Origin of the sequence: Meiothermus cerbereus DSM 11376, assembly GCF_000620065.1 — a bacterium.
Lineage (GTDB): Bacteria > Deinococcota > Deinococci > Deinococcales > Thermaceae > Meiothermus > Meiothermus cerbereus.
Window position 1 is genome coordinate 101,988 of record NZ_JHVI01000009.1, and the last position, 12,770, is coordinate 114,757.

Sequence of the window (12,770 nt, forward strand, 5' to 3'; positions counted from 1 at the left end):
GTCGCGGCAGTGCTTATGTGTAATATTTCACGATGCTAAATGCTCGTGATAACGTTATTCAATAAGTCTAGATTTTGAGAACTTTTCACAAAAAGGTATGCTAAAGCCTATGCGTCGAACGCTTTACTGTGGTCATTTACGCAAAGAACATGCCGGTCAAACCGTGGTGCTGGAGGGCTGGGTTAACCGCCGGCGCGACCTGGGCGGGCTCATCTTTATCGATCTGCGCGACCGCGAGGGCCTGGCCCAGGTCGTCGTTAGCCCCGAGGCTTCCTGCTTTGCTGAGGCCGACCGGCTGCGTTCGGAATGGGTGGTACGGGTAGAGGGTAAGGTTCAACTTCGCCCTGCTGACCAGGTCAACCCCAGGCTTGCCACCGGGGCAGTGGAAGTGATTGCCGAGCGCCTGGAAGTGCTCGCAGAAGCCAAGACCCCTCCCTTCCCCATCGACGCGGGTTGGCGCGGCGAGGAAGACCAGCAAGTGAGCGAAGAGGTACGACTCAAAAACCGCGTGGTGGACTTACGTCGCAAACGGCTACACCAGAATTTGCGCCTGCGCCACCAAGTGATCACAGCGATTTATAGCTTTTTGGATGGTGAGGGCTTTATCAGCGTTGAAACCCCTTACCTGACACGCTCTACCCCAGAGGGTGCTCGCGATTTTCTGGTGCCCTCGAGGCTCGAGCCCGGCCACTTTTATGCCCTGCCCCAGTCGCCTCAACTGTTCAAGCAGATGCTGATGGTCGCCGGCTACGACCGCTACTTCCAGATTGCCCGCTGTTTCCGCGACGAAGACCTGCGGGCCGACCGCCAGCCTGATTTTACCCAGCTCGATATAGAGATGTCCTTCGTCACCCAGGACGACATCATCGCGCTTAACGAGCGGCTGGCCGCCCACATCCTACGTGAGACCAAAGGCCTCGAGCTGACCCTCCCCTTCCCCCGCCTGAGCTATGCCGAGGCCATGAACCGCTACGGCTCCGACAAGCCCGATCTGCGCTTTGGCCTCGAGCTGCAAGAGGTTACCGAGGTGTTCAAAGGCGGCGAGTTCAGGGCCTTTGCGGCGGCCGAGACGGTCAAGGCCCTGGTGGTGCCCAGCCTGTTGTCGCGCCGGGAAATTGAGGAGCTCGAGGCCATTGCCAAAAGCAAAGGCGCAGCAGGGCTGGCCTGGGCCAGGTACGAGCAGGCCGCGCTTTCGGGCGGGATCGCTAGGTTCATACCTCCCAACCTGCCGCAGATGTTACAGCTAAGCGAGGGCCAGACCCTGCTGTTTGTGGCCGGCCCCTGGCGTAAAACGGTAGAGTGCCTGGGGGCGGTGCGGCTCGAGCTCGGCAAACGGCTTGGCCTGATCGAACCCGGTTACAGGTTTTTGTGGGTGGTGGACTTCCCCCTGCTGGAGTGGGACGAGGAGGCGAGCCGCTGGACCTATATGCACCACCCTTTTACCAGCCCCAATCTCGATGATCTGCACCTGCTGGACACCGACCCCGGAAAGGTGCGGGCCTACGCCTACGACTTTGTGCTCAACGGCAGCGAGATTGGCGGCGGCTCTATACGCATACATCGGCGCGAGCTGCAAGAACGTATGTTCGCCCTGCTGGGCATCAGTGCAGAAGAAGCCCAACAGAAGTTTGGCTTTCTGCTCGAGGCCCTGTCTTACGGCGCGCCACCCCACGGCGGCATCGCCTGGGGGCTTGACCGCTTTGTGGCCCACCTGGCCGGCGAGGAATCCATCCGCGAGGTCATTGCTTTCCCCAAGAACAAGGAAGGCAAGGAAACCCTCACCGGCGCTCCGGCCCCGGTGGATGAGGTCCAGCTGGCTGCGGTGGGACTGGCCATAAGGAGCAAGGTATGAGTGTCTGGTCGGCCCCAGTCCCCAACCCCGGTACACCCCTGCCGGCCAGAGGGGGGCTTTATGTCTAAGGCCAGCCATCGTGTTCCGTATCTTTTGGTGGATGCCTTTACCGAGGTGCCCGGTGGAGGCAACCGGGTGGCCCTGGTTCTGGACGCCCGCGGCCTGAGCACCGAGGAGATGCAGCTCGTAGCCGCCCGGCTGGGGCAGCCCCAGGCAGCCTTCGTTACCGACTGGGAGGGCACAGGCTTTGAGGTGCGCTTCTTTGCGGCCAACGGCGAGGTGGAGTTTAGCGGCCATGCTGCGGTGGGCCTGGCGCTTTCGCTGCTGCAAGAAGGCCTGCTTCCAGAAGGCGTCAACAGGCTCTATTTGCGCACCATTGGGGAGTCGCTCACGGTAGAGCTTTCGGAAGGGCGCGCCCTGGTACAAAGCCCGAGCCCCCGCTTCCGCGACCCACCGTCCTGGAAGGTGCTGCAGGAATTTATCGAGGTCATGGGGGCCAACGAGCGCTACCTGCACCGGGGTTTACCCTACGGCATTACGTTTACCGGCTTGTGGACGCTTTTCATGCCGGTGGTGGCGCCCGGATTGGTGGATGCCCTCGAGCCCGACATGGATAGGCTTGCTGCGCTGTCGAATGAGCTCGAGGTCGCCACCGTCCACGTATATGCCCCCTATGGCCCCCGCCGCTTCTACGCGCGCACCTTCGCCCCCGCCCTGGGCATCCCCGAAGACCCCGTCACCGGCTCTCCCAATGCTGCCCTGGGCGCACTGCTGGCCCGGGCTGGGGTGGTGCCACGCTGGGAAGGCGAGGTTAACCTAACCGTTACCCAGGGGCATCGCATGGGTGGCCCCGGCCAGGTGGAGGTACGGGTGGAGTACGGCCCGGCCGGAAATATTCTGGGGGTGTATATCGGAGGTACGGCGGTGCTGGCCGAAAATGGGGTGGTGGAGCTGGGCGGAAACCTCAACTGAAGACCGCCCGCCTGCGGGCCTCGGTACCCCACGCCCGCATTGGCCCTGGAGCGTTGGCTCCTACCAGCTCAGCCAAGTGATGCAGAGCCTGAGCCAAAGTGAGCGTGCTTGAAAGACCTCATATGAATCGACCCATCCAGCTTGTGCTGATTGACGTTGATGGTACGCTGTTTGGCCCCAATGGCGTACCCCCGTGCGCCTGGGATGCCGTCGCACGTGCCAGGGCAGCGGGGCTGCATCTGAGCATTTGCACCGGGCGGCCTGGGCGCGGTTTTGCCCTCGAGTACGCCAGGCGACTGGATCCCCAGGGTCTGCATATTTTTGAGTCTGGGGCCGTGATTGTTTCTGGTACAGGCCAGGTGGTACGGGCATCAGACCTACCCCGTCAGGTCTACCAGCGCCTGATCGAGTTGGGCAGGGTGTATGGCGTGCCATTTGAGGTCTACACCGCTGAAGGTGGCTTTTATCGTGAAAGCCACCACCCCGACCTGCTTACGCACGAGCGCATGCTGGGCTTTTCAGCGCAGGAAGATAGTTTAGACAGACTTAATCAGAAGATAGTGCGGATACAGTTTGTCTGGCGCCCCTCACCCACCTGGCAGAAGGTACGCGCACAAATTGCCCAGATGCCAGATGTTGAATTGCATGAAGCCACCAGCCCCGGTATGCCAGGGGTTGGTTTTAGCTCAGTTACGGCGGCAGGGGTTTCCAAGCGGGCAGCCGCAGCCTGGGTTGCAGCGGAACTTGGACTGAACCTGCGTCACTGTGCAATGGTGGGCGATGGCGAAAACGACCTCGAGCTGATTCGCGCGGCCGGCCTGGGCATTGCCATGGGCAACGCTCCAGAAGTAGTTAAGCAGGCTGCCAATCTGGTAGTGGGCACGGTCGATGAGTGCGGCCTTGAACAGGCTCTAGAAGCTGTTGTTGCACAATCACATCGTGCTTTATTTCACGATAAAACTTGCTCGTGAAAATGCTATCTACAGAAGGGATTTCATGATTAAGTTAATCGCCCTCGACCTAGACGGAACTTTCTATGCTGGTCGCAATTTCGGGGTTCCGGATTCGGCCTGGGAAGCAGTTGCAAAAGCCCGTCAGCAGGGGCTGCGCTTTGCCGTGTGTACCGGGCGGCCTCAGGGGGGCTATGGGTTAGCCTATGCCCAACGTTTAGACCCCAACGGGCCTCACGTTTTTAATGATGGTGCCTCAGTATGCGATGCACAAGGTCGCTCGCTACATGCCCACGCACTGCCGCACCTGACAGAACTGATAGAACTAGCACGGAAATATAAGCTTCCCTTCGATCTGATGGGGGCCGAGGGTGGTCGTTACTACGAAGAAGGTCTAATGCCACCAGAACTGCTCTCGCACATCGAGATGACCGGGGTCGAGGCCCGTTCAGCCCTATTGGGGGAAATCGAAGAAACCCTGGTTCGTTTGTGGTTTGTAGTTAGCGACCTGGGCCTGTGGGAGATGGTCAAGCCCGAGCTGGCTGCCCTGCCATCTATAGATTTGGCCGAGTACAAGAGCCCCCGGGAGGTGATTACTGGAGTCATCCGTAAGGGTGTTACAAAGGCCACCGGGTTGCAGTGGTTGGCAGAGCATTACAGCATCTCCCTGAGCGAAATCGCCATGATTGGCGACAGCCACAACGACCTCGAGGCCATCCGCGAAGCTGGGCTGGGCATTGCCATGGGCAATGCTGTAGATGAAATCCGGGCCATCGCCGACCACATCACCGGCCATGTGCGCGAGCAGGGCTTTGCCCAGGCGGTTGAGTACATCCTGGCGCTCAATGGCCACCCTCTGGGCTTGTCCCGCTAAAACAGGTTCTAGGGGCACTTTTGTCCACAGCGTCACCCTATTAGCGCGGGATATTCTTCCCTATGCACCATAGGAAGTTGGTGCCACCATTTGTGCATGTTCGGTATTCGCGACCGAAAGCTCGGTGTAGTGGTGGCTTTGATGTTTGCCCCATTTGCCTTGCAGCTACTGGGGTGGGCCGGAACACCGCTGGGTGGGGGGCCATGTGGAGCCATTGGGCTGGAGCAACTTATGCTCGAGCAACCCCAGGCCTTCTTCTATGCACAAATCATGCTGTGGGGCATCGCACTGCTGATGGCTACAGGGTTTTTTATCCTGATGCTCAGCTTCATGAACAACGGCTCGATTCCTAAGGCCCAGGCCAGACCATTTGTACTGGCAGGTCAGGCCATAGGGGGAATTACCGCTCTAATTTACCTGCTGACCCGCACCACAGGTCTCCCTGCACCCAGCCCCATTGGCTGGCTGATCAGCGGGCGTGAACCCATCGACGTAATTGGAGCGCTGGTGCTGGTGGTACTCTTTGCACACAGCTTTCTGGCGCTCAACTGGCTGCAAAAAGCCAGCCCCGGCCAGACAAACTCTACAGCGCAGACCACCCGCCTAATGCCATAACCCGCGGGCTAAAATTTCCTGAGCATTGATGGGGCAGCTCAACAGAAATGTCCTTGAAGTTCTGCTTGCCGGGCCTGCCCGCGGTTCACCTAAATGTGCTTGGTGCACAAGTTGTGCTACCATGTACAGCCGTGACAAGTGTTTCTGGAGGCCGCTGGGTTGCCGAAATATACGGCTGTAACCTGGAAGTGCTGGAAAACCCCAAGCTGGTAGAGGTAGCGCTGCGCGATGCAGTGCTCAAGCTTGGTGCACCTCCGGCTGGTATACAGTCCACGGTCTACAAGTTTTACCCTCAGGGACTTTCGGCAGCCATCCTCTCCCCTGTGGCCGCAGTTATGATTCACACCTGGCCAGAGGACAACGCCTCGGCAGCGCTCGACCTTTACTTTTATAAGCGCGACGTAGACCCCGAAGCGGTCTTGCGGGGGCTGGCCAGGGCATTTGGAGCCCAGGAAGAGTCGGCTTTTCGTTTTTGGCGTGGTGGTGAGCATGAAATAAAGCGCCGCAGGCAAGAATCACCGAGCAAAAACGGGCTGTAGCAAATAGAGCGAAAGAGGATGGTACAATCCCAATCACAAAAAGGGCTGTCTCGCGCTTATTTTTGCCGCTCGTGGCGGCTATAACGCGCAGAACGTCATAAAAACCCACAACTGGAGGAATCACTATGGAATATGGCATGTACTACCTCGAGCAGGTCACGCCCTACGAAGCCATCTACCGCCGCATGGACAGGGTCCTGGCTGCTGGGCGAACCAAATTTCAGGATTACTTTATCTTCCAAACCGGCGGCTTTGGCAAAGTCCTGGTGCTCGACAAAGACGTGCAGTCTACCGAACGTGACGAGTACATCTACCACGAAACCCTGGTGCACCCGGCCATGCTGGCCCATCCCAACCCACGTTCGGTGTTCATTGTCGGGGGGGGCGAAGGTGCTACGCTGCGTGAGGTTTTGCGGCACCCAAGCGTGGAAAAGGCTGTGATGTGCGACATTGACGATGAGCTTGTGGCAATGGCCCGCACCCTGCTTCCAGAGTGGCATCAGGGGGCCTTCGACGACCCCCGGGCCCTGGTCGTTACCGAGGACGCCAGGGCTTGGCTGGAACATCACCCCGATACCTACGATGTGATCATCGTTGATCTGAACGACCCCGTGGGTGAGGACAACCCCGCCCGAATGCTCTTTACCGTGGAGTTCTATGAGCTGCTCAAAGCACGTCTCAATCCCGGCGGCCTGATGGCCATGCAAGCGGGTATGGTCTTGCTCACCCACCACAAAATGCATCCGGTGGTACACCATACCGTCAAGCAGGTTTTTAGGCACACCCGTAGTTACTGCAACTACATCCCTGGCTTCATGCTCAATTTTGGTTTTATTGTGGCCTCCGACGCGGTCGACGTTACAGGTTTGAGCGAGGGCACCCTTGAAGCCCGCATTCTGGAGCGCCAGCTACCGCTCAAGCACCTCGATGCACCTTTTATCGAAGCCATGTTTGTTTTGCCCAAAGACCTCAAAGAGGCCATTGCGGCAGAAAAGATGGTCTCGAGGGACGCAGCACCCTTCTGGCTAACCGACGAGGGTGAAGCACGACAGTCTGGTGTTTGAGGCTGCCTTTGACCATTCATGCATTTTTTCATCACAAAGGCATAGAATCTAAACCATGCAAAGGACTCTTTTTGTTGTAGTTGCAATCCTGGCCGTTGTCATAGCAGCCATTCTGTTTCTGGTGCTAAGGCCCAAACCCACCGCCAGCAGCGCCGATGCCGCCACCGGAGCACGCTTTATTATTGGCGATCCAAACGCCAAAGTTACCGTGGTCGACTTTTCCAACTACCTATGTGGACACTGCCGCGACCACGCCAACAATGTGTTCCCGCTGATCAAGCGCGACTACATTGACACTGGCAAAATACGCTACGTCTTCCGCGATTTTCCCTTTGGCGGACAGGAAAACGTAATTCGCGCGGGAGAAGCCGCAGCCTGCGCCGCCGACAACAACCTGTACCTCGAGTACCACGAGGCCCTTTTTCGTGCCCAGACGCAGTGGGCGGGTTTGAGCGGGCAAGCCCTTGATAACTACTTTGCAGACCTGGCCGGACAGATCGGGATCGCTCCGGCGACTTTCTTAGAGTGCTTGAAGTCGGGCAGCAAGCGCGCGGGTGTCCTGGCCGACCAGAAACTGGCGCTCGATCTGGGGCTCACCGGTACACCCAGCTTCATTGTGAACGGCAAGACCTTCACCGGCCAACGCTCCTACGATAGCTGGCGCGAGATTCTGGACAAAGCCCTGGTCGGGCAGTCCAGCGGTGGCGACCAGGATGGTTACAGCAGCCCTGCTAAGCCCTAGCTGTAGGCTCGAACAAAGAGCACAAAGGCTCGCCCCAAGGGCGAGCCTTTGTAAAGAACAATGCTCTACTTCAAGATGCCTGGCGCAAGCGGGCCTCCTCGAGCGCCATCAACGGCTTGTCTAGATGGGGCATATCGAAGACCACTTCCTTAACCCCCGAGCCCGGCAGTTCGTACATAAGCTCTACCATAGCCTTTTCGATAACAGACCGCAGCCCACGTGCTCCTGTACCACGTTTGAGGGCACGTCGGGCGATTTCCCGAAGCGCGCTGGGTGTGAAGCGGAGCTCGATGCCCTCCATGCGCAGTAGCTCCTGGTACTGGCGAATGAGGGCATTCCTGGGCTCGGTCAGAATGCGCACCAGGGCTTCTTCGTCGAGGGCCTCGAGCTGAACCATCACCGGCATACGGCCCACAAACTCCGGTATCAGGCCAAAACGAACCAGGTCTTCAGGAATCACCTCGGGCTTTTCTTCGCTTTTCTTGGGACGGGTGAAACCGATGGGGTTCTGGTCCACCCGCGAAAGCACGATGCGCTCGAGGCCATCAAAAGCCCCGCCCAGGATAAACAAAATGTTCCTGGTGTTGAGGGTAATGAACTCCTGGTGGGGGTGCTTACGGCCACCCTGCGGTGGAACGTTGGCTACCGTGCCCTCAATAATCTTCAAAAGAGCCTGCTGCACCCCCTCTCCCGAGACATCTCGGGTCAGGCTGGGGTTCTCAGACTTGCGGGCGATTTTGTCGATCTCATCGATGTAGATAATGCCTTTTTCAGCCGCCTGCACATCGAAGTCGGCAGCCTGCAGCAGACGTAACAAAACGTTTTCCACGTCCTCACCCACATATCCGGCTTCAGTCAGGGTGGTGGCGTCGGCTATAGCGAAAGGCACATCCAGCATTCGGGCCAGGGTTTCGGCCAGCAGGGTTTTGCCGGTTCCTGTAGGCCCAATCAACAGCACGTTGGATTTCTGTACCTCGGCCTCAGGGTGCAGCAGGCGCTTGTAGTGGTTGTAAACAGCCACCGAAAGGGTTTTTTTCGGCAGCTCCTGTCCAATCACATACTGGTCGAGGAAGCTCTTGATTTCAGCCGGTTTGGGCAGATGGCGCGGGCCGGTAAAGCCAGGCCTGGGCTCGGAATCCAGCAGATGGTTGGCCCGATCTACACACTCGTTACAGATGTACACCTCACCCAGGGGTGACTCAATCAGCTGGGCAACCTCGGGGTGCTTTTTACCGCAAAAGCTGCACGAGGGCTTATTGCGTCTCACGGCTAACCACCTGATCTACCAGCCCATAGCCTGCCGCCTCTTCGGCGGTAAGGTAGTAATCGCGCTCGGTATCGCGCTCCACTTTTTCCAGGGGTTGATTGGTATGCCGGGCCAGGATGGCGTTCAGCACCTTGCGGGTCTTGAGTATTTGTTCGGCCTGAATGGCGATGTCGGTGGCCTGTCCACCCAGACCTCTGGCCCAGGGCTGGTGAATCATAACCTTGGAGTGAGGCAGGGCATACCGCTTGCCCGGCTCACCCGCCGCCAGCAGCACAGCACCCATCGAGGCGGCAAGCCCCACGCAGATGGTCGAGACCGGGGCGGTTACAAACTGCATGGTGTCGTAGATAGCTAGACCAGCGTCCACGTCCCCACCGGGCGAGTTGATGTACATGCGAATTTCCTGGTTGGGGTTTTGCGCTGCCAGGAAGAGGATTTGCGCCACGATGGTGTTGGCTACCTGTGCGTCAATCGGTGTACCCAGAAAGATGATGCGGTCTTTTAGTAGGCGGCTATAAATGTCGTAAACACGTTCGCCACGGGCAGTTTGTTCGATGACATATGGAACGATCATATCGGCTCTATTGTATGACTGAAGTCAGGTTCAAGAGGGCATTAGCGCACATAGGGCAGCAGCGCAGGATTCAAAGCAGCATCGGTAGGACTCAAACTGCCCTACCGATGCGCCGATGCGTAAGGTCTGGCTGGTCTAGAGAAGTCTTGGAAGATGGCTACGATGCAAGTATCTGCACGGCTTCAAATAGCGCTTTATCGTGAAGGCGCTGAATCCGCAGGCGGGCCAGGGTATCTCGCCCGAGTTCGCTTTGCAGGCGGGATGGTGTTGTGCGGTACGAGCGCGCCAGTTCGGCCAGGAATTCATCGAACTCTTCCTGGCTTAGCGCAGTCTTAAGCTCATCAGCCAGAGCCTCTACGGCTAACGAGCGGCGCAAGCGCTTGATTGCGCTCTGGCTCAGGCTTTGCTTGAACTCCTCAAGCTTACCGTCTTTCTCGAGCTGCTCCAGGTATTCACCCAGGTTGAGATTTTGCTCCTGCAGGTCTTCTGCCAGGCTTTCCAGCAAACCCTGCTCTTCACGCATCTGCATGGTGGGAGGAATCTCGACCTCAATGGCCTCGGCCAGTTTGTCCAGCAGTTGCGAAGCCTTGGCTTTAGCGGTCTCGCGCTCGAGCTGCGCCTTGAGGGTTTCGCGAACCTTGGCTAAGAGGGACTCGAGGTTTTCTTCACCCACCGTCTTGGCGAATTCGTCGTCGAGTTCGGGCAATTGCAGGGCCTTGACTTCCAGCACCCTGGTCTTGACCTCGCGCACAATGGTTTCGCCATCCTTAACCGGCACCAGCACCTCGTCGCCAGCTTTCTTACCCAGCAAGGCCTCGCGCACGTGTGGTTGGGCGTTTTCCATCACCACCGGAAAGCGTCCGCCGTCTTCGGTCTCGATAAACACGTGATCGGTGGCCTGAACCTCGCGGTCAACCGCCACCATCTCACCATAGCGACCACGAAGGTCTTCCAGAGCCTTGTTGACCACTTCGTCGGTCAGCTCGGGTGTTTCTACCTCGAGCTTGAAGCTGCGCCAGTCGGGCAGTTTTACTTCAGGGTAGTTCTCCACCTCCACCGTGTAGACGAAGGGCTCTCCAAAAGTCAGCTGCTCTTCCAAAACCTTGGCGCCTACCGGTAGCAGAGAAAGCTCGCGGGCGGCCTTAGGGAAGGTCTCATCGCGCAGGACTTCCTTAACTTCATCAAGCAACGACTCCTTACCAATTTTGGCCTCGATGACCTTAGCAGGCGCTTTCCCTGGCCGAAAACCGGGCACCTTAACCCGACTGGCATAGTTGCTCAAAACCGTGTGGTAGGTCTGTTCGACCTGACTGGCCGGAACCTCCACCTTGATTTTTACCTTGTAGCCATCACGTTCTAGAATTTCTGCCACAACACACCTCGAGTTCGACCTCAGGGGTCGCCAAGGTCATAGTTTACAACCCTATGCGGGTTTCAGATACACCCACCTGGGACAAGTGACCCTGTATACCCCTCACCCGTATGCAGTAACTTGTGAAACAAGGGGCATGATATGAAAACAATCCTCGTAATTGGCGGAAACTTCGGCGGGATGACCAGCGCTTTCGAGCTTAAGCGCAGGCTCGGGAAAGAAGCCCGGATAGTGGTGGTCTCGAGGCAAAAAGAGTTTGTATACATCCCCTCCCTAATCTGGGTGCCTTTTGGCCGACGCAAGATATCGGACATCACTTTCGATGCCGAAAGCACCTTCCGGCGGGGGGGTATCGAGTTTATCCTGGGGGAGGCCACCAAGATTAGACCCGGCGAAAACAAAGTGGAGCTGGCCGACGGAACCGTAATTGACTACGACTTCCTGGTCATCGCTACCGGCGCAAAACTAGCCTGGGAGGCCGTACCAGGGCTGGGACCCAAGGGCTACTCACACTCCATTTTCACCCCACCCGACGCCGAAAAAACCTACGAGGCCTACAAGCAATTCCTCCAAGACCCTGGCCCGGTGGTGATTGGGGCAGTACCGGGTGCAAGCTGCATGGGAGCGGGCTACGAGTACCTGTTCAACTTCGAACATCAAGTACGCAAGGCCGGCAAGCGCAAGCAGGTCAGCATTACCTGGGTCACCCCAGAACCCCAACTTGGCCACTTTGGTATTGGTGGCATGAGCGGGGGCGAGACCATGCTCAAAACCTTCTTGAAAATGCAAGGCATTGAGTACCGCGCCAATGCAGCCATCACCGAGGTACGTCCTGATGGTGTGGTGCTCTCTACTGGCGAGGTGCTGCCTTCGAAGTTCACCATGCTGGTTCCCCCATTTGAGGGTGTGGAAGTGGTGAAAAACACCCCTGAGTTGGTAGACGCCAAAGGCTTTGTGGAAGTTACAGACGGATACCAGAGCACCCGTTATCCCAACGTATTTGCGGTGGGCTTGGCTGCCAAGGTACCTAACCCCTTCAAAGGCGACGTGCCCTTTGGTGTGCCCAAAACCGGCTTCCCCACCGACGAGATGGCTAAGGTTGCTGCCCGTAACATCAGCGAGATTCTGCACGGGAACCTCAATAACCTGCACTGCAAGGCGTTTGGTTCCATGCCCGCCGTATGCGTGATGGACGCGGGCAATAAGGAAGTTGTCATCCTGGGCAACCACCTCTTCCCACCGCGCCAATTCCAGATAATGCTGCCCAACGTACTGGGCGACTTTAACAAGGTTTTGGTCGAAAAAGTGTTGTTGCTAAAGTACCGCAATGGCTGGTCGTTCCTACCCTAGGGCTGGTATAAGCCATTCCTCCACCCCCTCTTTACGGAGGGGGTCTTTGCATTTGGTGCTGTTCGGTCTCAGTCAGAACCGTATACTAAAATTGCTGTTCAAAAGTACTTAGAGTCTGCTAAGAAGCCGATCGTAAACCATCAAGAACTTTCGGTAATAACAGAATCGAGAAGGCCAGCCAGTGAAAACCCTTTAGCGTTTCGGTAAGTCGCTCGTAGTCACGCGCCAGCCGACGAAAACGAGCCATCCAGGCAAAGCTACGCTCAACTACCCAACGCCGGGGAAGCAACACGAAGCCCCTTTTGGCTTCCTCCAGCTTGACCACACACAGCGCTATCCCTTCCTGCGCAGCCGCCTGCTCCGCCTCCGAGCCTGTATAGCCCTGATCTACGTATGCGATTTCGACCCGCTGGTTGGTAACAGCTTGCACCGCCTGGGAGAGCTCCCCCACCTGGCTGCGTTCCTGCTCGTTGGCAGGGGTAACCAGCAGGGCCAGCAGATGACCCAGGGTATCCACCGCCATGTGCACCTTGCTGCCTTTACGGCGCTTGGCCCCATCGTAGCCTGCCCGCTCCCCGCTCTCGGGGCTGGATTGCAAG

The 12,770-nt window shown here is 57.7% G+C and carries 13 protein-coding genes; 9 read left to right on the top strand and 4 right to left on the bottom strand.

Annotated features, from left to right (window positions below; translation table 11 throughout):
• The first annotated feature begins 109 nt into the window (after window positions 1–109).
• From aspS to Q355_RS0104070, 8 genes are all read left to right on the top strand, one after another.
• Window positions 110–1,852: an aspartate--tRNA ligase gene (gene aspS / locus Q355_RS0104035; RefSeq protein ID WP_027876609.1), complete on the top strand. Its 1,743-nt coding sequence runs from the start codon at window positions 110–112 to the stop codon at window positions 1,850–1,852.
• 60 nt (window positions 1,853–1,912) lie between these two features.
• Window positions 1,913–2,824, top strand: coding sequence for a PhzF family phenazine biosynthesis protein (locus tag Q355_RS0104040; protein WP_027876610.1), 912 nt, complete (start codon window positions 1,913–1,915; stop codon window positions 2,822–2,824).
• A 122-nt stretch (window positions 2,825–2,946) separates the two neighbouring features.
• Window positions 2,947–3,795: an HAD family hydrolase gene (locus Q355_RS0104045; RefSeq protein ID WP_027876611.1), complete on the top strand. Its 849-nt coding sequence runs from the start codon at window positions 2,947–2,949 to the stop codon at window positions 3,793–3,795.
• A gap of 25 nt (window positions 3,796–3,820) precedes the next feature.
• Window positions 3,821–4,648: an HAD family hydrolase gene (locus Q355_RS0104050; protein WP_027876612.1), complete on the top strand. Its 828-nt coding sequence runs from the start codon at window positions 3,821–3,823 to the stop codon at window positions 4,646–4,648.
• Window positions 4,649–4,744: 96 nt separating this feature from the next.
• Entirely contained in the window at window positions 4,745–5,263 is a 519-nt protein-coding gene (locus Q355_RS15350; protein ID WP_051529299.1) for a hypothetical protein, read from the top strand.
• A 131-nt stretch (window positions 5,264–5,394) separates the two neighbouring features.
• Window positions 5,395–5,802 carry an S-adenosylmethionine decarboxylase family protein gene (locus Q355_RS0104060; RefSeq protein WP_027876613.1) on the top strand — a complete coding sequence of 136 codons (408 nt, stop codon included), beginning with the start codon at window positions 5,395–5,397 and terminating at the stop codon, window positions 5,800–5,802.
• Window positions 5,803–5,927: 125 nt separating this feature from the next.
• A complete protein-coding gene (gene speE / locus Q355_RS0104065; protein WP_027876614.1) occupies window positions 5,928–6,866 on the top strand; it encodes a polyamine aminopropyltransferase in 939 nt (312 codons plus the stop codon).
• 55 nt (window positions 6,867–6,921) lie between these two features.
• The gene (locus tag Q355_RS0104070) at window positions 6,922–7,608 is read left to right on the top strand and encodes a DsbA family protein (RefSeq protein WP_027876615.1); all 687 of its coding nucleotides are present in this window, start codon (window positions 6,922–6,924) and stop codon (window positions 7,606–7,608) included.
• A 70-nt stretch (window positions 7,609–7,678) separates the two neighbouring features.
• Here Q355_RS0104070 and clpX read toward each other — a convergent pair whose 3' ends face one another.
• From clpX to tig, 3 genes are all read right to left on the bottom strand, one after another.
• Window positions 7,679–8,875: an ATP-dependent Clp protease ATP-binding subunit ClpX gene (clpX, locus tag Q355_RS0104075; RefSeq protein ID WP_027876616.1), complete on the bottom strand. Its 1,197-nt coding sequence runs from the start codon at window positions 8,873–8,875 to the stop codon at window positions 7,679–7,681.
• Window positions 8,862–9,449: an ATP-dependent Clp protease proteolytic subunit gene (locus tag Q355_RS0104080; RefSeq protein WP_027876617.1), complete on the bottom strand. Its 588-nt coding sequence runs from the start codon at window positions 9,447–9,449 to the stop codon at window positions 8,862–8,864. The genes clpX and Q355_RS0104080 overlap by 14 nt, the downstream gene beginning before the upstream one ends.
• A 157-nt stretch (window positions 9,450–9,606) precedes the next feature.
• The gene (tig, locus tag Q355_RS0104085; protein ID WP_027876618.1) at window positions 9,607–10,821 is read right to left on the bottom strand and encodes a trigger factor; all 1,215 of its coding nucleotides are present in this window, start codon (window positions 10,819–10,821) and stop codon (window positions 9,607–9,609) included.
• 141 nt (window positions 10,822–10,962) lie between these two features.
• Here tig and Q355_RS0104090 point away from each other — a divergent pair, with 141 nt between their 5' ends.
• Complete coding sequence (locus Q355_RS0104090) at window positions 10,963–12,171, top strand: NAD(P)/FAD-dependent oxidoreductase (protein ID WP_027876619.1); 1,209 nt, start codon at window positions 10,963–10,965, stop codon at window positions 12,169–12,171.
• Window positions 12,172–12,289: 118 nt separating this feature from the next.
• On the opposite strand, the gene Q355_RS15355 is transcribed toward Q355_RS0104090, so the two are convergent.
• Window positions 12,290–12,770, bottom strand: a 481-nt coding sequence (locus Q355_RS15355; protein ID WP_036258628.1) for an IS5 family transposase, incomplete at its 5' end; no start/stop codon positions are given.